General features: G+C 32.7%; 19 protein-coding genes and 1 riboswitch. Of the genes, 12 read left to right on the top strand and 7 right to left on the bottom strand.

What is annotated here, in order from left to right; translation table 11 throughout:
* Positions 1–453: 453 nt before the first annotated feature.
* Positions 454–1,773 carry a Na+/H+ antiporter NhaC family protein gene (locus tag QO190_RS02940; RefSeq protein WP_371461217.1) on the bottom strand — a complete coding sequence of 440 codons (1,320 nt, stop codon included), beginning with the start codon at positions 1,771–1,773 and terminating at the stop codon, positions 454–456.
* A 36-nt stretch (positions 1,774–1,809) separates the two neighbouring features.
* A riboswitch (SAM-I-IV-variant riboswitch) is annotated at positions 1,810–1,907 on the bottom strand.
* A 243-nt stretch (positions 1,908–2,150) separates the two neighbouring features.
* Here QO190_RS02940 and QO190_RS02935 point away from each other — a divergent pair.
* The 4 genes from QO190_RS02935 to QO190_RS02920 all read left to right on the top strand — a co-directional run bounded on the left by QO190_RS02935 (position 2,151) and on the right by QO190_RS02920 (position 5,934).
* Entirely contained in the window at positions 2,151–2,801 is a 651-nt protein-coding gene (locus QO190_RS02935) for a hypothetical protein (RefSeq protein WP_371461218.1), read from the top strand.
* A 1,243-nt stretch (positions 2,802–4,044) separates the two neighbouring features.
* Complete coding sequence (locus QO190_RS02930; protein ID WP_371461219.1) at positions 4,045–4,518, top strand: Dps family protein; 474 nt, start codon at positions 4,045–4,047, stop codon at positions 4,516–4,518.
* Between the two features lie 16 nt (positions 4,519–4,534).
* Complete coding sequence (locus QO190_RS02925) at positions 4,535–4,699, top strand: phosphatidate cytidylyltransferase (RefSeq protein ID WP_371461221.1); 165 nt, start codon at positions 4,535–4,537, stop codon at positions 4,697–4,699.
* Between the two features lie 32 nt (positions 4,700–4,731).
* On the top strand, positions 4,732–5,934 hold the full coding sequence (locus tag QO190_RS02920) for an NAD(P)/FAD-dependent oxidoreductase (RefSeq protein ID WP_371461222.1): 1,203 nt from the start codon (positions 4,732–4,734) through the stop codon (positions 5,932–5,934).
* Between the two features lie 112 nt (positions 5,935–6,046).
* On the opposite strand, the gene QO190_RS02915 is transcribed toward QO190_RS02920, so the two are convergent.
* Entirely contained in the window at positions 6,047–6,577 is a 531-nt protein-coding gene (locus QO190_RS02915; RefSeq protein WP_371461223.1) for a lipocalin family protein, read from the bottom strand.
* Positions 6,578–6,803: 226 nt separating this feature from the next.
* On the opposite strand from QO190_RS02915, the gene pruA reads away from it, so the two are divergent.
* Entirely contained in the window at positions 6,804–8,429 is a 1,626-nt protein-coding gene (pruA, locus tag QO190_RS02910) for an L-glutamate gamma-semialdehyde dehydrogenase (RefSeq protein ID WP_371461224.1), read from the top strand.
* A gap of 225 nt (positions 8,430–8,654) precedes the next feature.
* On the opposite strand, the gene QO190_RS02905 is transcribed toward pruA, so the two are convergent.
* Both QO190_RS02905 and QO190_RS02900 read right to left on the bottom strand, forming a co-directional pair.
* Positions 8,655–9,923: an OmpP1/FadL family transporter gene (locus tag QO190_RS02905; protein ID WP_371461225.1), complete on the bottom strand. Its 1,269-nt coding sequence runs from the start codon at positions 9,921–9,923 to the stop codon at positions 8,655–8,657.
* 250 nt (positions 9,924–10,173) lie between these two features.
* A complete protein-coding gene (locus tag QO190_RS02900) occupies positions 10,174–10,974 on the bottom strand; it encodes a class I SAM-dependent methyltransferase (protein WP_371461226.1) in 801 nt (266 codons plus the stop codon).
* Positions 10,975–11,114: 140 nt separating this feature from the next.
* Between QO190_RS02900 and QO190_RS02895 the strand changes: the two genes are divergently transcribed.
* The gene (locus QO190_RS02895) at positions 11,115–11,396 is read left to right on the top strand and encodes a YtxH domain-containing protein (RefSeq protein ID WP_213189229.1); all 282 of its coding nucleotides are present in this window, start codon (positions 11,115–11,117) and stop codon (positions 11,394–11,396) included.
* 29 nt (positions 11,397–11,425) lie between these two features.
* Here QO190_RS02895 and hisS read toward each other — a convergent pair whose 3' ends face one another.
* The 3 genes from hisS to QO190_RS02880 form a co-directional block, all read right to left on the bottom strand.
* Positions 11,426–12,769, bottom strand: a complete 1,344-nt coding sequence (gene hisS / locus QO190_RS02890; RefSeq protein WP_371461227.1) for a histidine--tRNA ligase — start codon at positions 12,767–12,769, stop codon at positions 11,426–11,428.
* A gap of 109 nt (positions 12,770–12,878) precedes the next feature.
* Entirely contained in the window at positions 12,879–13,364 is a 486-nt protein-coding gene (locus tag QO190_RS02885; protein ID WP_371461228.1) for a GNAT family N-acetyltransferase, read from the bottom strand.
* A gap of 318 nt (positions 13,365–13,682) precedes the next feature.
* Complete coding sequence (locus QO190_RS02880; RefSeq protein ID WP_104793665.1) at positions 13,683–14,012, bottom strand: single-stranded DNA-binding protein; 330 nt, start codon at positions 14,010–14,012, stop codon at positions 13,683–13,685.
* A gap of 240 nt (positions 14,013–14,252) precedes the next feature.
* Here QO190_RS02880 and QO190_RS02875 point away from each other — a divergent pair, with 240 nt between their 5' ends.
* The 6 genes from QO190_RS02875 to QO190_RS02850 all read left to right on the top strand — a co-directional run bounded on the left by QO190_RS02875 (position 14,253) and on the right by QO190_RS02850 (position 22,317).
* Positions 14,253–15,050 (top strand): hypothetical protein, encoded by a 798-nt coding sequence (locus QO190_RS02875; RefSeq protein WP_371461229.1) that lies wholly within the window; start codon positions 14,253–14,255, stop codon positions 15,048–15,050.
* A gap of 139 nt (positions 15,051–15,189) precedes the next feature.
* On the top strand, positions 15,190–15,687 hold the full coding sequence (locus QO190_RS02870; RefSeq protein WP_371461230.1) for a hypothetical protein: 498 nt from the start codon (positions 15,190–15,192) through the stop codon (positions 15,685–15,687).
* Positions 15,688–15,714: 27 nt separating this feature from the next.
* The gene (locus tag QO190_RS02865; RefSeq protein ID WP_104793669.1) at positions 15,715–16,065 is read left to right on the top strand and encodes a DUF2116 family Zn-ribbon domain-containing protein; all 351 of its coding nucleotides are present in this window, start codon (positions 15,715–15,717) and stop codon (positions 16,063–16,065) included.
* 65 nt (positions 16,066–16,130) lie between these two features.
* Positions 16,131–16,691: an NfeD family protein gene (locus QO190_RS02860; RefSeq protein ID WP_371461231.1), complete on the top strand. Its 561-nt coding sequence runs from the start codon at positions 16,131–16,133 to the stop codon at positions 16,689–16,691.
* 24 nt (positions 16,692–16,715) lie between these two features.
* A complete protein-coding gene (locus QO190_RS02855) occupies positions 16,716–18,251 on the top strand; it encodes a flotillin family protein (RefSeq protein WP_371461232.1) in 1,536 nt (511 codons plus the stop codon).
* 136 nt (positions 18,252–18,387) lie between these two features.
* A complete protein-coding gene (locus QO190_RS02850; protein ID WP_371461233.1) occupies positions 18,388–22,317 on the top strand; it encodes a T9SS type B sorting domain-containing protein in 3,930 nt (1,309 codons plus the stop codon).
* Positions 22,318–22,341 lie beyond the last annotated feature (24 nt).

The raw sequence follows: 22,341 nt of genomic DNA, 5'->3' as shown, positions 1-22,341 counted from the left end.
ATAAAAGTTATTAACAAGTAAGGGTGCAAAAAATTATAATAAAGTTTTATATCTATTGCATTAAAATCCGTGTGCTTTAAAGAACATCTCTGATGTTCCTTTGGGAACTCAAAAACGCTATCATTTCAACAACTCTCCGTGAACCTTGTGATATTAAAACTTTTAACCTAGGAACATAGACGTTGAAAAATTACCTATTTTAATTGATGTCCTAGGAAACCGCAAGCGTAAAAAAAATGAATAACCTTTTCGTTAAAAAAGTCTGCTGTTTAAGCTCGGCATTCTGCCGAGTGAGTTTCAGAGTTTTTAGAAAAGGTTATTCTTTTTTAGCTGAGGATTTCCAGACTTGAACTTTTGGTTCTTTTGTTTCAAGACAAAAGAACATTAAATCTGAAAAGCAGAGTTTATTTGTTGATGCTGTGGCTTCGACAAGCTCAGCCACCAATTTTTCTGTTACACGTTGCCTGAGCCTCCCGAAGGCACCACATTCCTAGACCTTCCCCAAAACATAGAACCCACCACCATTAAGAACAGAAGCCCTAAATAATAAGAATGCGAGAGCATATCCACATAATTGATTTTATTTTTACTGTAACCGATAATCAATAAAACCTGAGCACCATAAGGAAGCAACCCTTGAACGATACACGCAAAAATATCAATCACAGAAGCCATCTTTCGGGCAGGAACTTCAAAACGTTCAGAAATAGGTCTCAACACTTTCCCAGAGATTAAAATCGACACGGTGTTATTGGCAATACAGAGATTTACCAAACCTGTAATCAATCCTGCTCCCAATTGTGCAGATTTGGCTGAGCTAATCTTAGCTTCTATTTTGTTCAATAAATATTGAATTCCCCCTGCTTTTTCTACTAAGGCAGCTAAACCTCCTGTAAGCAAAGACAATAAGAAAATTTCGGTCATAGACGTGAAGCCTTCATAACTGGCTTTGGCAAAACTCAACCATGTAAGGTTTCCTTGCCATAAACCAATGGCTCCCGCTAAAAATATCCCGATGACCAACACAAGAAATACATCTAACCCTAAAAAAGCCAATACCAAAACCACCAAATAGGGGAAAATAAGTTCCCAAGAAATGGGAGTTGGCGTGTAGGCAATGGGCGCAACAGGATTGCTAAATCCTATAATCAATAAAATCACCACCGTTAATACTACAGCAGGGGCAGCCAAATAAAAATTGGTTCTGAACTTATCTTTCATGCTGCTGCCCAACGTTTGAGCTGCTGCAATGGTAGTATCAGAAATCACCGAAAGATTGTCGCCAAACATGGCACCACCCAAAAGACTTGCCCCAATGAGGTTAAGGTCTGCTCCACTTTTTTGAGCCAACTGTATCGCGATAGGCCCTAATGCGACAATAGCACCAACCGAGGTTCCAGAAGACAAGGAAAGAAATGATGCCAAAAGAAAAATCCCTAGAGCATAATAATCTGCAGAGATATAGGTTAGCCCGATATTCACTACCGCATCTACACTGCCTGAAACTTGTGCTACGGTAGAAAAAGCGCCTGCCAATAGATAAATAATACACATGGTCAATACACTGGACTCTCCACAACCGTGTAAAAAAGTTTTGATTTTTTCTTGATGAGGCAACCTAGACATGGCAAAGGCGGCAATAATACCGATACTCACGGCAATAGGCGATGGCAAGGCATAAAAATCTTGCAATACAATTCCGGCACCTAAAAATGTACCTACGAAAATTAAAAAAGGAAGTAAACTGAGAAAATTTGCTTTTGTAGAGTTCATAAAATTTAAAAATTTAACACAGGAACTTTACAAAAGATAGACAACATTTTTTCCAAAAAAGTTTGGCTTATCGCTTTAGCACCTTGCTTGTTGTTGCAGGTTGCTACCTCCCGTAGAGGTTCCTGATAATAGGCGGCAAAAGTAGTCATTATCTTCCAACGAACCAAATACAATCTATCAATCGCCCTCATAGACTATCACCACAGCCTTTTAACTCCCTGATTTCTGAAAATTAAAGAATAAAAATTTCCTTTCCATTTCCTTTTTTATATTATTAAACTAACAATTATATTTTTACATTTAATTTATTTTAATTTAAGTAACCTTTATATTTATTTTTTTGCTAAATTTGTTATATAAACTTATATAAATTTTTTATGATAAAAAATCTTATCACTTTAGTAGCTCTTGTATTAAGTTCATACATTTATTGTCAAACGGATTTAGATTTTAGAGGGGACCGTCTAATGGAAAACATGTGGTTCAAAACAATTGGGAAAGATAATCTCTCAGAATTAGAAGGTAGCCCATATTTTACTAAAGATTTTGTAGCGAGCAAAATATCAGAATATCCTGATCAAGTAATGACAAGATATGACATGTATAATGATAACATTGAATTTCTTAAAAATGGAAAACCATTCATTTTGCCAAAAACAGCAAATTATGACACTATTCTATTAACTTTAACTGGCAAAAAGTTAAAACTTATTGATACGGGATATTATTTTATAGTGTATGAAGGAAAAAAATATAATGTATTTAAAAAAATTAAAAGTAAATTTCAGCCCTTTGAAAAGGCCAAAAATGGTTATACAGAAGATAAACAAGCTATGTTTTATAACTTACCAGAGACTTTTTTTATCATACTCAATGATAAACTAACGGCATTACCAAAAAATAAGAATTCTTTTGCAAGTCTTTTTCCAGAAAAAGAAAAAAATATACTGAAAGTAATCAAAAAAAATAAAATAAATCTCGATAATGAAGAGGGATTAAGAATGATCTTTCAATATATAGAGAATTAAATTAAACAATAATATCAAAGAGCATGTTTTAAAAAGAAAGTTTTTTTGAGAAAATCCCTTCCCTACCCTTTTTTACTAATCTGAAGAAATGTAAAGATTTTTTAGTGTCAAGAATCTTTAATATGAAGTAAAACTTGTTGTGCATTTAGCACAAATTAATTTTTAATTTATTCAAACTTCTTTTAAATATGAAAAATTTAGGTATTGAATCATCGTAAAAGAATTTATTTTAGACACTATTCTTGTTGCTAAACCTTGAAATGTTTTTGCAAAGTTTTTGTTGTTGTTTGTGAACTGTCCACATAAATGCGAAATCTTGGTTTCAACCCTCTTTCTGTTTTTTGATTTCATTATTGAAAGTTTTACAAAATTATGTTGGTTTTTACACATCGGGCCTGAAAAATTTATCATAGAATAGTTGAACGAATCCATTTTAACTTCTTTGTTGAAATATCCTCTATCTCCTATTAAAAAGCAATTCTAAAAATTTTCTTTAATATCATTTAATAAACAAGACATTTACCGTCTAAAAATCGAAAGAATGAAAAATTCCTTTCTTCTAGAAAATCAGATGAAATTTATCTCCAAAATATATTGACTTCTGTGCGGCATAATATCCAAATGAAGGTTTAATTTCATATGTTTTGCATATTGCTGAACGATTGGCTCTACTGATTTTGGATATTTTAATTAGTATTTGATCCAGAATAAATACAACATTAAAAATCTGAAACTTGTTACTTAAAGTCTCTCTGTTTTTTTTCAATGTAAGGAAAAAATTTTCTTTTTCTTTTAATCTAGACACTTCTTTCAATTTCCCCATCCGAATCATTTACTGAAATACATCTAAACAACTGTAAGTCAGAGTTAATTGATGTATATTTTGTAATAATATTAAGTGCAACAATTTCCAAATCAGACATTTTTGGAAGCCTAATTTAATTATTCGCAGTATACACAATCTTTTCCTTTCTTAATTTTAAAACGCACAACGGGTTTACATTATAAAATAATCGTTCTCATTTAAATATTATGTATATATATAAACAGCCTGAAAGAATTTATTTTTCTAGGATAATAAAAATACAGTTTATAAAAAATGTAGGTGAGAGGTATTTGATGTCGGGGAACAATACCCTATACATTCCCTTAAAATCTTATAACAATTCATCAGGATTATATAAGTCCAACTGCTTGATCGTATTTTACTTTTGTATCAATACCCACACAAAATATAATCATTATGAAAGTAGACATCGGCATCAGTGCTGCAAACCTCAAGAAAGTATGTGATAACCTAAACACTATCTTAGCAGATGGCAATGTGTTATACTTAAAACTCAGAAAGTTTCATTGGAATCTGAAAGGACCAGACTTCATGCAATTTCACCGCCTCTTCGAAGAACAGTATGAGGCAATAGAAAAAGCCATTGATGAAGTAGCCGAACGCATCTCTACGCTTGGCGGAATGGCAGTAGGTACTACTATAGAGTTTGCAGAACTCTCAAAGCTAAAAGAAAGTCCCGGAAAATGCCCATCTCCTCTGGAAATGGCAAAAGAACTTTTGCAAGACCATGAGAGTATTGTAAAATCTCTCAGAACTTCCATAGACGACTGTGAAGAAAAATATGAAGACAAAGGAACCGCAGATTTTTTAACCGGATTAATGCAAGACCATGAAAAAATGGCTTGGCAACTTAGACAATATTTCGTTTAACCTAAAATTTTACCCTATGAAAAAATATATCTTATCCACCGTAACTTTATTTTTATTGACCTTATTGACGAGTTGTGAAGCGGTAGAAACCGTTTTCAAAGCAGGAATGTATTGGGGATTTTTCTTAATTGCCTTAGTATTAGTCGTGATATTTTGGCTATTCTCAAGAGGAAAGAAATAAGTTCATTGTAAACACTTTAAAACACAAATGATATGAGACTAAGAACCTTTGAATCTTTTTGGCTGCTCAAAAACGGCTTACTCTACACCTATCCTACTTTACAAAAAAATATAAAAACAGAAATTTTGGTAATTGGTGGTGGCATTACTGGCGCTCTAATTTCTGATGCCTTAATGGATGCAGGTTATGAAGTGACTCTCATCGACAGACGAGACATCGGACAAGGAAGCACGAGTGCTACTACCAGCATGTTGCAATACGAAATAGATAAACCATTAAAAGATTTGGCAAAGAAAATTGGCGAAGAAGCTGCAGCACTTTGTTATCAAGAAGGCATCACTGCGATTCAAGATTTAAAAAAATTGGTGAAAACCAAAAAATTAAATTGTGGTTTCCAAATGAAGAATTCCCTCTATATTGCGCACAATAAAACCGCTGCAAAAGAACTTTATCAGGAATTTGAAATCAGAAAAAAACATCAACTGGGCGTAAAATGGTTAGAGCCAGATGCTATCAAAAAAACTTATGGCATTGTTTCTCATGGTGGCATTCTAAGTGATACTGCCGCTAGTGTAGATGCGTATCAAATGGCGCATGAACTTATCGCTTTCAATGTAAAAAGAGGCATGAAAGTATTTGACCAAACCGAAATTAAAAGCATTCAAGATCAAGACAAAACTCCGAAAGTCATTACGCAAGAAAATCATACCATTAATGCTCAAAAAATAGTTTTCTGCACAGGTTTTGAATCTTTGAATTTACTCAAAGAAAAAGTTGCCGATTTGATTTATACTTACGCAACCGTGAGTGAACCCACGCAAACCTATAATAAAAATCTAGAAAAGATTTTGATTTGGGATACTCAAGATCCTTATCTCTATATGAGAACTACGGATGATGGTAGATTTTTAGTGGGTGGCGAAGATTCTGTGTATAAAGATACCATACTTCAACAAAATATTAAAGAAGAAAAAAGCAAAACGCTTATTAAAAAACTTGAGAAAACCCTACCCGATTTAGACTTCATCGAAGATATTTCTTGGGGTGGAATTTTTGGAACCACCAAAGATGGATTGCCTTATATTGGGGAATCTCCAGAATACAAAAACTGTTTGTTTTGCTTAGGTTTTGGTGGAAATGGTATTACTTTTTCTACACAAGGAAGAAAAATTATAGTAGACCTTTTACAGAAAAAAGAAAATGCTTTAGTCCCATATTATCGATTTGGAAGATAGGTATAGGTAAGGATGAGGTAAAGGTAAAGGTAAAGGTAAAGGTTGAGGTTAATATTAAAGACAAAAAAAACTCGAATAAGATTACTCGAGTTTTTTTGTTATTGAAATGAATTTAGTCTTTGTTGTGATTTACCCAGATGAGTTTTGAAACATCGAAACCGTCTTTTTTTGCTTTCTCGACGAATCTTTTTTTGGTGGCTTCGTCTATGGTTTTATTTCTAGATAGAATCCACATATATTTTGTAGAATTCCCATAAATAAGCGCATTCTGATAATTTTCGTCAATAGCTACCACATTATACCCAGCATAAAATGGCCCAAAGAAAGAAACTTTGAGTCTCGCTTCAGATTCAGAACCTACAAATTTGGCTTTTCCTTCAGCAGAATCCCATTCTTTTTTCACATAGTTGTACCCTTGGTTCAGTACTTTGATGCTTCCATCAGGATTGATGGAATATTGCGCTGTGGTATTGTCTAAGTTTCTTTCGAAACGGAAATCAAACCTAGCGATTTCATACCATTTGCCTAGATATTTGTCTTTGTTAAAATTTTGTACTGCCGTTACTCCATCTGGAATTCCTACGCATGAAGTAAAAATAGTAGCTACCAATGCCATGATGGCAAGTCCTTTTATGATTTTCATTGTATTTATTTTTCTACAAATTTCGGTAAAAATCAGTGAAGCAAAATTATAGAATTGTGAGAAATGTTTTTATTTTATTTGTCTATCAGACTTATTTTCTTGTAGTTCCATAAAATGTAACCGAAGTGTTTTGGTGGGTGAAGGTTTATATTGTATTTTTGTAGGATATGAATAAGAACTGTTTCTTATCTTCATCAACAAATTAAAATCTAAAATTTAAAAGTATATGTCATTCGCAATTTCGCAAGTTCCTACTCCTAAAAACGAACCTGTAAGAAGCTATGCTCCTGGTTCTGCAGAGATTAAATCCCTGATTGCTACTTACCAAAAAATGTGGTCAGAAGAAGTAGAAATCCCTATGGTTATTGACGGAAAAGAAGTGAAAACTGGTGAAAAGGTATCACTACACTCTCCTCAAGATCATCAACACACTTTAGGATATTACCATAAAGGAAATAAACAACATGTAGACGATGCCATCAATTCTTGTCTGAAAGCAAGAGCAGAATGGGCTAATTTACCATGGGAGCAAAGAGCTTCTATTTTCTTAAAAGCTGCTGATTTATTGGCTGGTCCTTACAGAGATAAAATCAACGCTGCTACGATGATTGGTCAAAGTAAAAATGCAATGCAGGCAGAAATAGATTCAGCTTGTGAAGCGATAGATTTCTTACGTTTTAACGTACAATTTATGACGGAATTGTATTCTGAACAACCCGTTTCTGATGCAGGAATCTGGAATAGAGCAGAATACAGACCATTAGAAGGTTTTACCTATGCGATTACGCCGTTTAACTTTACCGCGATTTCTCTTAACTTGCCTACTTCTATGGCGATGATGGGAAATGTAGTGGTTTGGAAACCATCTGCTACGCAGATTTATTCTGCTAAGGTTATTATGGATGTATTGATAGAAGCAGGTTTACCAGCAGGTGTTATCAACATGGTTTTCTCTGGTGGTGCAGAAACTTCTAAGCAAATTCTAGAACACCCAGATTTCTCTGGAATCCACTTCACTGGTTCTACAGAAGTTTTCCAATCGTTATGGAGACAAATTGGCGAAAATATTCATAAATATAAAACTTACCCTAGAATCGTAGGAGAAACTGGTGGTAAAGACTTTGTAGTAGCTCATCCTTCTGCTGTTCCTAGTCAAGTAGCTACTGCTTTGGTAAGAGGTGCTTTCGAATATCAAGGTCAAAAATGTTCTGCTGCTTCTAGAGCTTACGTACCGCAATCACTTTGGGGAGAAGTAAAAAGAATTATGGGAGAACAATTGGCAGAAATTAAAATGGGAAGTCCAGAAGATCCTTCTAATTTCGTAAATGCGGTAATTGATAAAGCTTCATTTGAAAAATGCAAAGGCTATATCGAAAGAGCTCAAAATGCCAATGATGCAGAAGTAATCTTCGGTGGTGGTTGTGATGACAGCAAAGGTTGGTTTGTACAGCCTACAGTTATTCAAGCTAAAAATCCTCACTACGAAAGTATGGAAGAAGAAATCTTTGGCCCAATTCTTACGATTTATGCGTATGAAGACCAAGATTGGAAAGCTACGTTACAATTAGTAGATGAAACTTCTCCTTATGCATTAACAGGTGCTGTATTTGCACAAGACAGATATGCGATTAACGAGGCGACTAAAGCCTTAGAAAATGCAGCTGGAAACTTCTACATCAATGATAAACCGACAGGTGCTGTAGTTGGTCAACAACCTTTTGGTGGAGCGAGAGCTTCTGGAACCAATGACAAAGCAGGTTCTAAAATGAATCTTCTTCGTTGGGTTTCTGCAAGAAGCATCAAAGAAAATTTCTTATCTCCTACCGATTATAAATATCCGTTCTTAGGTTAAGAATTATTTCAATATCATAAAAAACGCCTCTCAAAATACTTTGAGAGGCGTTTCTTTTTCATCATTTGTGTTTTCTCCTTTCGGATAAATGAGTTTGTTTGAGAGGACAAAGTTATCATTAGTTAATTAGATTTCAAAATGAAATACATGTACATCTCTAAATATAAATAGGAGAAAAAACTCTCCACTGTTTAGAGTGAAGAGTTAGCGTCAAATTAATATATTTTAGAATTTGAAATCTACTCCTATTTGAGCCATAGAAGTGGTCATTTCATACGCTACAGTGCTTCCTGGAATTGCACCATAAGGATTAGATGGTGATGCCATCATCGGGTTTAATAATGCTCCAGAAGTTTTGCCATCACTAGCTCCATAATGGTAATTTGCATTGATAGTGAATTTGTCGTTTAATTTATATCCTACTCCTATTTCGTATGCATCTCTAATGATAGCAGAAGCTGGAACAGAGAACATTGTCAATTCTGGATTAATAGGATTAGAACTGTAAGTATATCCTAATCTAATTGGCAATTTTTCAATGGCTTTGATTTGAATCCCTGCAGAAATTACATCGATGCTTTCCCAGCCGAAACCTTTTACAGCGCCATAATTGCTCCATCCGTTGGCTAAGAAACCTTCTGTATTAGCATAGTCTACATATCTGTAATCTAAAGCCAAATCAAATAAACGATGAGAATAACCAGCACCTACTGAATAAATTGCAGGGAAATTCATCGTAAATTCGTTTTCTCCTTTAGTATTGTCTAGATAAGTGTTCTCAAATTTAAATTCATTGAAATAAACTGGTGATTTATAAGATAAACCGAGTTTAAAACCATTGTTGGTTTTGTAATACATCCCAACTTGTGCTCCAAAACCAATTGCAGAAGCATTATCAGAATTAGGATAACCCGCAGTCATGCTTGGATTAGCCAATGGATTAGGATGAATTTTTAGAGCTGAATAATTCACATTAGGCTGTATTGCCATAGAGAAGTTTTCATTGAATTTATAAGCATAAGCAAAACCAACTTGCATCAGCATATAATTAGATTCTACTTTACCAAAACCACCATATTGTTGAGACATGAGAATAGGATTGGTGGTGCTTTCTGGATATTCTACACCAAAACCACTCACTCCGAAAACAGAAATACCAAATTTATGATGAGGATTTTTACCAAAAGTTACTGCAACAGTAGGCATGATAGAGTTGGCTTTTTCGTCTTTAGTCACTCCAGACATTGGTCCATAAGAAGAAGATATTTCTGGGTTAGACATAAATAAACCAGCATTTACAGAAACGGTATTTCCATTAAAATCTGTAATTCCCGCAGGATTCCACTGTAACGCACCGCTAATGTCAATAGGTTGACCAGTTGCTGCACCACCCATACTCATATTTACTGAACCTATACCTTGCATAAGATGACCTACTTGAGCCATCATAACTCCTGAACATAATACACCAAGAGTAATAATAATTCTTTTCATAAAGTTATTTTTTGTTTCATAAAGTTACGACGGGTTATATTACTGATTTTAAAATACTTACTGTCATTTGTCATGTTCAGTAAAAACTACCACTTGCTGAATAATTATTACCATTTATACCATTGAAGTAAAAACATAAAAAAACCTCTCGCTTTCACGAGAGGCACATTTTTTCATAGGTTTTTCATTAATCATATCGATTAAGAAACAAATATAGAAAATATTTGTAAAAATAAAAACAAAATAATCATTAATTTGAAAATTCTTTATTCATAGCCTTTATAGAGAAGACTAAAGGCACTTTTTTATCAAATTTACTGATTCTATACTTCCCTTTTTCTACTTCTACGGTGTGTTTAAAACATGCATAAGGCGACCAATCGTATTCTAGAAAGTATTTAATCTCCAAATTTTGATTGATTAAACTTTGAAATACTTCAGAAAGTGCATGATTCCACATCACATATTCTTGAGTAATCGCCGCATCTTTATCAGCATAAGTTCCTTCGTAGGTTTCTACAATAGGTTCTGATGATTGGTAATCATAAGCAACTTTGGTAAAATCATCATCAAACATCCAAATGACAGGATGAAACTCTACCATGATGAATTCACCATTGGGTTTAAGAAAATGCTGAATTATTTTTGCCCATTTTTCTAAATCGGGAAGCCAACCAATAACACCATAACTGGTGTAAACAATGTCAAATTTCTCCTCTAAAACATTTGGTAAATCATATACATTCGATTCTATAAAGTTGACTTCCACTCCACATTTTTCGGCTAATATTCTGGCTTCAGAAATCGCTTTGTCTGATAAATCTACTGCAGTAACTTCAGCTCCCATTCTTGCCAAAGAAATAGAATCTTGACCAAAATGACATTGCAAATGCAGAATTTTTTTGCCTTTAATATCTCCTAAAAGTTTTAATTCTGGCTCATTGAGAGAAGTTCTTCCCGCAATAAATTCTTCTACAAAATAGAAATCAGATTTTAGGTGATAATCTACTTTGGCGTTCCAAGAATTTTTATTGATATTGATATAATCCATTGTTTTTTAATTTGTTTAAAGATAAATTAAATACGTAAATACTATAATATTTTAATTTAATTTTGTAACTTTAATGGGTGATAAAACAATAAATTTGTAATCACAACAACCAATTATATTCATCACTAAATACCAAAATTATGAAAAACAGTTCTAAACTATTGGCACTTTTAGGTCTTGGAGCACTAGCTTTTTGGAGATATAAAAAAGCAACTCCTGAAGAAAAACAAAAAGTTAACGACCTATTGAATAACGCAAAAGACAACCTTACCAAATACGGTAATGATTTAAAATCTAAAGCCGAAGAATTAAAAGGAAAAGCGGAAGAAAAATTCAATGATTTAAAATCTCAAGCAGAAACCAAAATGGAAGAAGCAAAAGAGACAGTAGAAGAAAAAGTAGAAAACGCTCCACAAGCATAAATAAAAAAGCCATCTTTACGATGGCTTTTTTATGATAAGAATTCTTCTATTTTCATTGTTTTCTGTTCACCTGAAGTTAGATTTTTGATGGTGATATTTCGATCTGCAATTTCTTGTTCACCCAAGAAAATAAGGTTTTCTATGCCTTTCTTTTCAGCGTAGGTAAATTGTTTTTTCAGTTTGGCACTTTCAGGATAGATTTCTGCTGCGATTCCCTTCTCACGGAGTTTTGCTAAAACCTTCATGGCTTGTGATGCTTCTTTTTCTCCGTAATTGGCAAAAAGATATTCTATTTTTCTTTCAGAATTTTGTGGGAAAAGATTCAGTTCTTCTATCACCAAATAAATTCTATCTAACCCGAAAGAAATTCCAATTCCTGGAACATTTTTCACCCCGAAAACTTCGGTAAGATTGTTGTATCTACCACCGCCACCAATGGAACCCATTTCTACACCTTGTGCTTTTACCTCGAAAATAGCACCAGTATAATAGTCTAAACCACGCGCTAAAGTGATGTTGAATACCAATTCATCGTCAATGTCTAGATTTTTACAATTTTCTAAAACAAATTCTAGTTCTTCTACTCCACTTTTCCCGATTTCTACATTGGCAAAATTGGTTTTAAGAATTTCTAAAACTTCAGATTGAGGTTTATTATCAAAAAGGAAAGATAGTTTTTCTATCGCTTCATCAGAAATGTTCTTTTCTTTCAATTCTTTTACTACACCATCTTTACCGATTTTATCTAATTTATCCAAAGCCACTGTAAAATCAATCAATTGCTCAGAAATATTGGCAAATTCTGCTAAACCAGAAAGTATTTTACGATTGTTGATATGGATTTTTACAGGAATTTGTAATTCTTTGAAAGACTTCAAATATAACTGAACCAATTCTACTTCTTGCCAAAGACTTTCTGAACCAACTACATCTGCATCGCACTGATAAAACTCTCTGAAACGTCCTTTCTGAGGTCTGTCTGCTCTCCAAACTGGTTGAATTTGATAACGTTTAAAAGGAAAAGTTAGTGTTCCCTGATTCATGGCTACAAAACGTGCAAAAGGAACGGTTAAATCATATCTTAAAGCTTTCTCTGAAATCTGAGCGATGAGTTTTTGAGAGTTTTTAGCATTCCAATCTTCGTCTTTTGTTTTGGCAGCGTAATCTCCAGAATTCAGGATTTTAAAAATCAATCGGTCTCCTTCTTCTCCGTATTTACCCGTCAAAGTAGATAAATTTTCAAAACTTGGCGTTTCCAAAGGTTGGAATCCGAAGAGTTCAAAATTCTTCTGTAAAGTATTGATAATGTATTTTCTACGGTAAACTTCCTGCGCGGTAAAATCTCTGGTTCCTTTCGCTAAACTTGGCTTCATTCCTTGATGTGTTAATTAGTCGATTTGCTAATTGGTTAATAAATTCTGTGCAAAAATACGGAAATTATCAATAATCATCGCATAAACGCTTCGTCACATCCGCAAATCATCACATTTCTTTCAGCATCCAAAGATTACAACCATCATGACCTGTATTTCCGAGTGGTTGATTCAGGTATTGGAAACCTTGTTTTTGGTAAATGGAAACAGCGGTAGAAAATTCTGGAATGCTTTCTAAATATATCTGCGAATATCCCAATTCTTGAGCGGTTTCTATGGTTTTTTCTAACAATAATCTGCCAATTCCTTTTCCTCTTCCTTCATTAGAAATATAGAATTTTACGAGTTCTGTACAACCTTCTGGAAGATTTTCGGTGGGGAAAATTCCGCAACAGCCTACGATTTTATCATCTGCTTCTGCTACCCAAAGTTGAGATTTAGGTGTTTGAAAAAGTGAATATAAATCATCTGTTGTAGGATCAGTATAAACAGTTCCTGCAGTACATTTTACTTCAAAATCATGGAAGCAACTTCTGATGATTTTGGCTAGAATAGCGTTATCTGATGGTTGAATAGGTCTGATATTGATTTTCATATTTCAAAAATAGTGAAAATTATTTCTAAACATTCTGATTTCAAAAAAACGCAAAGATTTTATAATTTTATGACTATTGAAAGTAAGCAAAGATTTATTTGCTTTGACAAATTTATAAAGCTGGTATTTACAATTTTTCTAATTTTTTTTTGTCAATCTGAATGAAATTTTGCGAAGCATTATGCAATGAAGAATCTAATTAAAATCAATTAAGATTTTTCGACTCCACTTCGTTGCGCTCAAAATGACAAAAATTTTACAAATAAAAAAAGCCTTGCCAAAAAAATGACAAGGCTGTAATTCTATTTGTTTTTTTTGTTATTTAGTTCCTAGAAGCAAGAGTTCTTCTACTCTAATTTCGGTGATGTAGCGTTTTTGCCCGTCTTTGTCATCATACGTTCTGTAGGTAAGTTTTCCTTCGATGGCAATTTCTTTTCCTTTTTGCACGTATTTTTGAAAAATCTCTGCCGTTTTACCAAAAGCAACCAAATTGTGCCATTGAGTTTCTTCTACTTTTTCGCCAAGAGAATTGGTGTAATAATCGTTGGTTGCTAAAGAAACTGTAGCTTTCATTCCTTTTTCGAAATTTACGATTTCTACTTCTTTTCCGGTGTGACCAATAAGCGTCACTTTGTTTCTTAAAGACATAATAATAAATTTTAAATTAAACGTTAGAAACGAGTCGTTCTGTGTTTCCCTCGAATCTCTTTGGCAAAGTTGTGACGAAAGCGAAATATTAGTCGGTATTTAGTCATTTATATCCGTTTGTAGTCGTTTGTATGAGTTTTTATAATTGAAAATCAAACACTTATAAGTATTTTAAATTTTTGTGATTATTTTGTATATTTGGGTTAGTTTCAAATTATCCACACATCACGCATAATTAAGATGGAAAAAACAATTTCATTTGATTCATTTAATCCTTATTCATGGAAATTTCCCGAAAAAAAATTGGTAACAAAAGGAACTTTAGAATTAATTAAAGAATTGAGGAATAATGGTTATGAAGTAATTGTAAGACCCGAAAACAATCAACCAGTTCAATATTTATTTAAAAAAGGAATACACGAATTTTTCAGTGATCCTCTTTATGCGTATTTAGCTGGAATCCCAACAAGTGTGATACTTAATATTGCTAGTAACTATATTCAAAAAAGTATTGATAAATGGAATCAAACAGATAAAAACAGAAAAAATATAATTATCATAAACCAAACCTTTAATGAAATTATAGATTTAAATAAAAAAACAGTCACAAGAAGTGAAATTTTTGATAAAAAAAATAAATCAAAGAAAAAAAAAGATGCATTCAAACGTTGTTTTTCGAGATTAAGTCCTTATTCCCATTTACCTACTCCAATTTTTATAGAGCATAAACCACAAATTATTGGCTGGGGAAGATTAAAAGTTTCTGATGAAGCTTTAGAAATTGAAGAATGTAAAATTTTAGATAAAACAATTAAAAGAAAAATCAAAAATGGCAAAATCAAAGGAGCAAGTGTAACAGGAATCGCAGAAAAGTCAATTTGCAATATTTGTCAACAAAATTACGTTGATTGTAATCATATAACTGGTGAAATATACAATGGTAAAAGATGTGCTAATGAAATTCACGAAGCAACATTTGTAGAAGTAAGTTTAGTTAGCGTACCAATTAACAGTCATTGTATTCTTAAAATGATTTAAGTGGCAGATTGCAATTTATTAGCTAAAAAACGAGTTAAAAAAACTAAATGTCTCTTAAATCAAAAAATTAATAATTCTATCTCAAAAATATTATCCGTTTACAAACGGATTTTTTTATCTTTACATAAAACTAATTGCTATGAAAAAGCTAAATTTTCTATTCTTTTTATTACTACTACTTCCGCAAGTAATTTTCAGTCAAGAATCTTATACTTCATTACAAACCAATTCTGGAGAAGTAAAAATTCCTGGAGAATGGCAACAACTGAATACAGCAGAAGATTCTGGGCAGACATATCTTAAAAACAGTGATAACGTAATTATTGCTATTGCAAAAAATCCTAAAAGAGCTTATCCTTTTTATGCAAAAGAAAAATCTGATTTTGAAAACGTAATCGCATTTTATAAATGGGACGCTGATTATAGAGAATCTTTAAATTCTAAAACTCAAAAATTAAAAGAAAATCCTAAAACAGAATATATTATTTGGAAATACAATGACGGCAAAGCAGACAATGTATTTTTATTTGGCTCTAGTCAAAAAGACTTTCTCAATCTTTTAGTTTATACCAATAACTGGACTGAAGAACAAAAAATAAAATTCCTTGAAAATTTATTTGAAGTGAATAAAAAGTGATTTTTATCTTTACATAAAACTAAATCCATGCAAAACTGTCTAGAATGTGGCGAAAAAATCATGGGCAGAATAGATAAGAAATTCTGCAGTGATGCTTGTAGAAACGCCTATAACAATAAACAGAACAAAGACCAAACCAACCTTATGCGCAATATTAATAATAAACTGCGCAAAAATTTCAAAATTCTCTCTGAACAAAATTTTGTAGAAAACAAAGCCAAAACTACTAGAAATAAACTTTCGGTTGCAGGTTTTGATTTCGAATATTTCACCAATATTAAAACCTATAAAAACGGAGCTCAATATTATTTTGTGTATGATTTTGGGTATAAATTTTTAGAAGAAGATTTTATTCTGGTGGTAAAAAAAGAAGCTTAAAAGTCTCCTTTTTCTTGATAAAGAAACAGATTTTCGCTATATTTGAAAAACTATTTTATTAAACTATGACCGATTTCTTTACTGGGATGAGCGTGCTTCAGCAAGCATTTTGGTATTCTGCTCTCCTATCTAGCATTATTTTTTTATTGCAAACCATCCTCACTTTTGTAGGTGTAGAATCTTCTGATTTTGATGCAGATTTTGATGGAGATTTTCATCATGTAGATGCACCTTTTGAATGGTTTACCTTCCGAAATCTCATTAATTTTCTTCTGGGTTTTGGATGGACTGGTGTAGCTTTTTTTGGCGAAATGAATAATTATCTTCTGGTAGCTTTGGCAACTTTAGTAGGATTAATTTTTGTGGCGATATTCTTTATCATCATCAAACAATTTCTAAAATTACAAGAAGACAACACCTTTCAAATGGAAAAAACCATCGGAAAAACTGCTGAAGTTTATCTTAAAATTCCCGCTCATAAATCGGGAACTGGAAAAATTCAAGTGAGCATTAACGGTAGTTTCCATGAGCTCAATGCAGTAACCGAAGGAGAAGAAATTCTTTCTGGCGAAAGTGTGAAAATCATCAATACAGAAAACAAAATTTTAGTAGTAGAAAAAATTTAAATTAATATAAACTGATTAAAACCAATGGAACCTTTTATTATTATCGTTATTGTTGCATTTGTAATATTTGTAACTATTCTAGCCCTTATTTCTAGATACAAAAGATGTCCTTCTGACAAAATCTTAGTCATCTACGGAAGAACTGGCGGTCAATCTGCTAAATGTATTCACGGAGGTGGTGCTTTTATTTGGCCTGTTATTCAAGATTTTGCTTATCTAGACCTTAAACCTATTTCTATTGAAGCCAATCTTACCAATGCGCTTTCTAGACAAAACATCAGAGTAGACGTGCCTTGTAGGTTTACCATCGCTATTTCTACCGAGCCAGATTCTATGGGAAATGCTGCAGAAAGATTATTAGGACTTGCTCCAGAACAAATTCAAGAACTTTCTAAAGATATTCTTTTTGGTCAATTGCGTTTGGTGATTGCTACCATGACGATTGAAGAAATTAACTCAGATAGAGATAAATTCCTTGATAATATTTCTAAAAACGTAGATACAGAACTTAAAAAAATTGGTTTAAAACTTATTAACGTAAACGTAACCGATATTAAAGATGAATCTGGCTACATAGAAGCTCTTGGGAAAGAAGCTGCTGCAAAAGCGATTAACGAAGCTAAAATTTCTGTAGCAGAGCAAGAAAAAATCGGAGAAACAGGTAAAGCAAGTGCAGACCGAGAAAAAGATGTAGTCATTGCAGAAACACAAAGAGACAGAGATGTAAAAATAGCCGTGACTCAAAAAGATAGAGAAGTAAGCATTGCCTCAGCTAAAAAAGATGAAAGCATCGGTAAAGCTGAAGCTGAAAAAGAAGCGAGAATCGCAACTTCTCTAGCCAACTCTATTGCTGTAAAAGGAGAAAACGAAGCGAAAATTACCATTGCCAATTCTGATGCACAAAGACGTGAAAAAGAAGCGGAAGCGCTGAAAATAGCAATGGCCGCTGAAAAAGTACAATCGGCAAAAGCTTTAGAGGAATCTTACTTAGCCGAACAAAAAGCTGAAACAGCAAGAGCTGAAAGAGAACGTTCTACACAGAATGCCAATATTGTAGTTCCAGCTGAAATTGCAAGACAAAAAGCCATTATTGATGCAGAAGCAGAAGCAGAAAAAATAAGACTTCAGGCAAAAGGTGAAGCAGACGCGATTTTTGCCAAAATGGAAGCAGAAGCAAAAGGTCTTTATGAAATCTTAACCAAACAAGCAGAAGGTTACGACCAAATTGTAAAAGCTGCAGGTGGTGATACCAATAGTGCTTTCCAATTATTATTGATTGAGAAATTACCAGAATTGGTAAAAACTCAAGTGGAAGCAGTTAAAAATATTAAAATTGATAAAATTACTGTTTGGGATGGCGGAAACAATCCTGAAGGAAACACTTCTACCGCAAATTTTGTTTCGGGAATGATGAAAACGGTTCCTCCATTGAATGATTTATTCAATATGGCAGGACTTAATCTTCCGTCTTACTTAAAAGGCGAAAATCCTAAAGAAGAGGATGCTAAAATAATAGAAGAAAAACCTACAAAACCAGAAGGTGAATCTCCAAAAGCATAACCCTAAAAAAGAGCAGAAATTTCTGCTCTTTTTGTTTTTCTAAAACCTACTCTTTCTCGAAATTTCATCTATTTTTTGAGTTAAAATTTTTGTCATCACTAATGGAATTAGTAGATTTGAAGGTCTAAAAATAACCATGAAAAAACTCTATTTTCTTTTTATATTTTCGTTTTTTATTTCTGTGTTTTCTCAGCAAAAATTGCAATCGCAATCTGATTTTTATTTTTATGAAAACAAAGGTCAAATTATTGACCAAAAGGGAAATGCCAATTCTAAAGTTAAATATTTATTTAATTCTGGTGGACTAAATGTTCAAATCAAAAAGGAAGGTTTTTCTTATGACGTTTACGAAGTAGAAAAAACGAAAAAGAAAAAATCTAAAGTCGAAAATTCTTTAACTGCTTTTGATAGAAAACCAAAAGATGAGTTTGACTATAAATTTAAGTTTCATAGAGTTGACATAGACTTTCTAAATTCCAATAAAAACCCAGAAATCATAGCAGAAGGAAAATCTACGGATTATGAAAACTACTACAACATTCCCCATAAACCAAAAGGCGTAACAGAAGTTCACCGTTACCAAAAAATTACTTATAAAAACATTTATCCCAATATAGATTTGGTTTTCTTCAAACCAAAAGATACTGCTAAAACCATTGAGTATAACTTCATTATCCATCCAAAAGGAAAAATTTCTGACATTAAACTCAAATTTAAAGGAGCTAAAACAAAACTCAAAGATGGGAAACTCTCTATGAATCTAAGATTTGGAGAGATGCAAGAAAACATACCGCATTCTTGGATGGAAGAACCTTCTAAAAAAACAGATTTATCTGTTCAGTTCAGGGAAATGGAAAACGGAGTTTTCGGGTTTGCTGCTCCACAAGATTCTTTTGATAAAACAGTGGTTATAGATCCTGTTCCTACGAGGATTTGGGGGACGTATTATGGAGGAATTGGAAGTGATTATAGCTTAATAGAAACTGATAAAAATAGTAACGTATATTTAGTAGGTTCCACAAGTAGTTATAACAATATTGCTACAGCTGGTTCAGCACAAACTTCTTATGGAGGAGGTTATAGTGATGCTTTTATTGCTAAATTAGATAAAGATGGAAAAAGAGAATGGGGTACCTATTATGGATTTGCTTTACAAGATGAAGGTAATGGGGCTGACTTTGATGATGATTTGAATGTATACTTTCTTGGCACTATATCTGGTAAAATCTCATCACAATTTAATAGAAACATATTTTTATTAAAATTAGATTCAAATGGTTTTTTAGTCTTTGAAAAACTTTTTGGCGGACCTGGAGTTGATTATCCTTATGACATTTCATATGCTGAAAATTACATTTATATTTCAGGTGTAACTAGAAGTAAAAACTCTCTAGGAACGGTTGGCAGTTTTCAAGAATATAATAAATCTAATGAAAGTGATGGATTTCTCAGCAAATTAGATCTTGATGGAAATATGATTTGGAGTTCATATTTTGGTGGAGAAGACGCATCAACAGGTTTTTTTAAAATAATTAATATATCAAATAATAAAATACATTTATTAGGAACTACATATTCTAATAAACTATTTATAAAAGATGCATTTCAACCAACACTTCTTTCTTCTATTCAGTATGAAAGAGATGGTTTATATGTAGTTTTTTCTGATGATGGTAAAAGCGTTGTTAAAAGTAGCTATGTTGGTTTTGATGGTGATGACTACTTAATTAATGGTAGAATCATAAACAATACTTTATACATTACGGGCAAATTCTTGAGAAAAGGTATTGATCCTTACAAGGCTGGAATTGTTAAAGTTGATATTCCATCTAATAAGATTATTGAAAATAATTTTTGGGATATTTCCATACATGACTGTAGTTATGTAGATGATTATGGAAATACTTTTTTTTCAGGAAATACAATATGGCATCCTTTTCATATAGCGACACCAAATGCTTATATCAATACTTTCGCACCATATTCTGACTTTTACATAAAAATTAAACCAGACAACCAAATTGATTGGATTACCTATTACAGAGGAGAGAATAATGGAGTTCAACTTGGATTTATTACCAAAGATAGAAATAACTTCATCTATATCTCTGGATTAAATCACCAAAATACAAAAGGTATAGCTACACCAGGAACATTTCAGCAAACAGGATTTAGTAATGATGTTTACATCGCAAAATTCGCAGACTGTGAATCTAATGTAAAAGTAAGTTACACCCCAATTTGTAACGGAAAAGATTTAGAATTAAAAGCTGAAGGTGGAGATACTTATGAATGGTTCGGTCCTAATAGTTTTCATTCTTTTGACCAAAATCCAGTGATTAAAAATGCTCAAATTTCAGATTCTGGAGAGTATTTTGTAAGAATGACTGGTTCCAATACTTGTGGTGGAATATTTACTTTGAATGTAATAATTGGTAGCCCTGCTCCACCAAAACCAGATGTTACGGATTTACCAGACATAAAAGGTGATTGCAATACCAAATTAACAGCTCCTACCGCAACTGATGGCTGTGGAAATATTATTGTTGCAACTACTACCCACCAAACATCAAATTTTACTCCCGGAACGTACACCATCACATGGAAATACGATGATGGAAACGGAAATACTTTTACGCAAACTCAAAAAGTAATTATTACTTCTCCTGCTTTGCCAACAGCTACTTCACCTCAAACTTTTTGTGCGATTGATGCTCCAAAAATTTCAGACATTCAGATAATTGGTCAAAATATTATTTGGTATGACGATTCTGGAAATGTTTTAAATACTGCAACTCCATTGATTGATGGAACTACTTATTACGCTTCACAAACCATTAATGGCTGCGAAAGTGATAAGATTTCTATTCAATTAAAGGTAAATGCTACTCCACTTCCTACAGGAAATGCAAATCAAGATTTTTGTACTTCCAGAAATGCTCAAATCAAAGATTTGGCTGTAACAGGAATTTCTTTGAAATTTTATGATAGTCTAGGAAATGTATTACCAAACACAACTGTTCTTCAAAACAACACTTCTTATTTTGTTACACAAACTTTAAATAATTGCGAAAGTCCAAAACTAGAAATTAAAGTTACTTTAACTGCCAATTCACTTCCTGCAAATGACTATCAACTAACCTTTTGCAATGATACTACCGCCAATTATAAAACCGAAGATTTAAGAAAATATCAAGAAAATATTATTATAAGTTCTAACACTTACAGTTTTGAATATTTTGACCAAAACAACAATCCAATTGCTGATTTTGCCAATAGAAATCTTATCATTGGTTTTAATATTTTTAATGTAAAAGTGAAAAGCGCAGATGGTTGTTGGAAAATGGTTCAGTTAAAACTTCAACTCAATCCAAAACCTGTTGTTAATCTTCCTGCAAATGCAGAATTTTGTAAAGGTTTATCCGTAGATATAGATGCAGGTGCAGGTTTCAAAAAATATGAATGGACAAAAGATTCTTCGCCTACTGTTATTTGGGATAAGAGAATAATTACCATTTCAGAAGCAGGAAAATATACTGTAGAAGTTACCAACAGCTCTGATTGTAAAAATACAAGTTCTACCCTAGTCAATCAATCTATTTTAGCCAATATTTTAAAAGTGGAAATCACGAATAATGATGCGAAAATTTTACTTTCGGCAAATGGTGATTTTGTTTATTCTTTAGATAATTCAAATTGGCAAAGCAACCCAGAGTTTCCGAATTTAAATAATGAAAGTTATACGGTTTATGTAAAAACGAAATTGGGCTGTATTATTGGCGAAATGAATTTTACCATTTTTGATATCCCGAATACTTTCACTCCAAATTTTGATGGCGTAAATGACACTTGGAAAATTACTGGAATGGAAAATTATCCTAACTCAGAAATCAACATTTTAGACAGATTTAGCACTCCTGTTTTGAAGAAAATTATCAATGGAACTTTTGAATGGAACGGACAAATTAATGGCAGAATTTTACCAACCGGAACATATTGGTATGTTCTGAAAGTTTCAGACGGACGAATTTTACAAGGTTATGTTTTAATTAAAAATAGAAATTAAAAAAGAGCAGAAATTTCTGCTCTT

This window comes from Cloacibacterium sp. Arc13, from assembly GCF_041431305.1.
GTDB lineage: Bacteria > Bacteroidota > Bacteroidia > Flavobacteriales > Weeksellaceae > Cloacibacterium > Cloacibacterium caeni_B.
The sequence above is the reverse complement of the archived record's forward strand: the minus strand, read 5'-3'. Positions and strand labels throughout refer to the sequence as shown.

Bases quoted from the DNA above. Each gene is read 5' to 3' on its own strand.
- QO190_RS02940 (WP_371461217.1), bottom strand. From the start codon at position 1,773: ATGAACTCTACAAAAGCAAATTTTCTCAGTTTACTTCCTTTTTTAATT.
- QO190_RS02935 (WP_371461218.1), top strand. From the start codon at position 2,151: ATGATAAAAAATCTTATCACTTTAGTAGCTCTTGTATTAAGTTCATAC.
- QO190_RS02930 (WP_371461219.1), top strand. From the start codon at position 4,045: ATGAAAGTAGACATCGGCATCAGTGCTGCAAACCTCAAGAAAGTATGT.
- QO190_RS02925 (WP_371461221.1), top strand. From the start codon at position 4,535: ATGAAAAAATATATCTTATCCACCGTAACTTTATTTTTATTGACCTTA.
- QO190_RS02920 (WP_371461222.1), top strand. From the start codon at position 4,732: ATGAGACTAAGAACCTTTGAATCTTTTTGGCTGCTCAAAAACGGCTTA.
- QO190_RS02915 (WP_371461223.1), bottom strand. From the start codon at position 6,577: ATGAAAATCATAAAAGGACTTGCCATCATGGCATTGGTAGCTACTATT.
- pruA (WP_371461224.1), top strand. From the start codon at position 6,804: ATGTCATTCGCAATTTCGCAAGTTCCTACTCCTAAAAACGAACCTGTA.
- QO190_RS02905 (WP_371461225.1), bottom strand. From the start codon at position 9,923: ATGAAAAGAATTATTATTACTCTTGGTGTATTATGTTCAGGAGTTATG.
- QO190_RS02900 (WP_371461226.1), bottom strand. From the start codon at position 10,974: ATGGATTATATCAATATCAATAAAAATTCTTGGAACGCCAAAGTAGAT.
- QO190_RS02895 (WP_213189229.1), top strand. From the start codon at position 11,115: ATGAAAAACAGTTCTAAACTATTGGCACTTTTAGGTCTTGGAGCACTA.
- hisS (WP_371461227.1), bottom strand. From the start codon at position 12,769: ATGAAGCCAAGTTTAGCGAAAGGAACCAGAGATTTTACCGCGCAGGAA.
- QO190_RS02885 (WP_371461228.1), bottom strand. From the start codon at position 13,364: ATGAAAATCAATATCAGACCTATTCAACCATCAGATAACGCTATTCTA.
- QO190_RS02880 (WP_104793665.1), bottom strand. From the start codon at position 14,012: ATGTCTTTAAGAAACAAAGTGACGCTTATTGGTCACACCGGAAAAGAA.
- QO190_RS02875 (WP_371461229.1), top strand. From the start codon at position 14,253: ATGGAAAAAACAATTTCATTTGATTCATTTAATCCTTATTCATGGAAA.
- QO190_RS02870 (WP_371461230.1), top strand. From the start codon at position 15,190: ATGAAAAAGCTAAATTTTCTATTCTTTTTATTACTACTACTTCCGCAA.
- QO190_RS02865 (WP_104793669.1), top strand. From the start codon at position 15,715: ATGCAAAACTGTCTAGAATGTGGCGAAAAAATCATGGGCAGAATAGAT.
- QO190_RS02860 (WP_371461231.1), top strand. From the start codon at position 16,131: ATGACCGATTTCTTTACTGGGATGAGCGTGCTTCAGCAAGCATTTTGG.
- QO190_RS02855 (WP_371461232.1), top strand. From the start codon at position 16,716: ATGGAACCTTTTATTATTATCGTTATTGTTGCATTTGTAATATTTGTA.
- QO190_RS02850 (WP_371461233.1), top strand. From the start codon at position 18,388: ATGAAAAAACTCTATTTTCTTTTTATATTTTCGTTTTTTATTTCTGTG.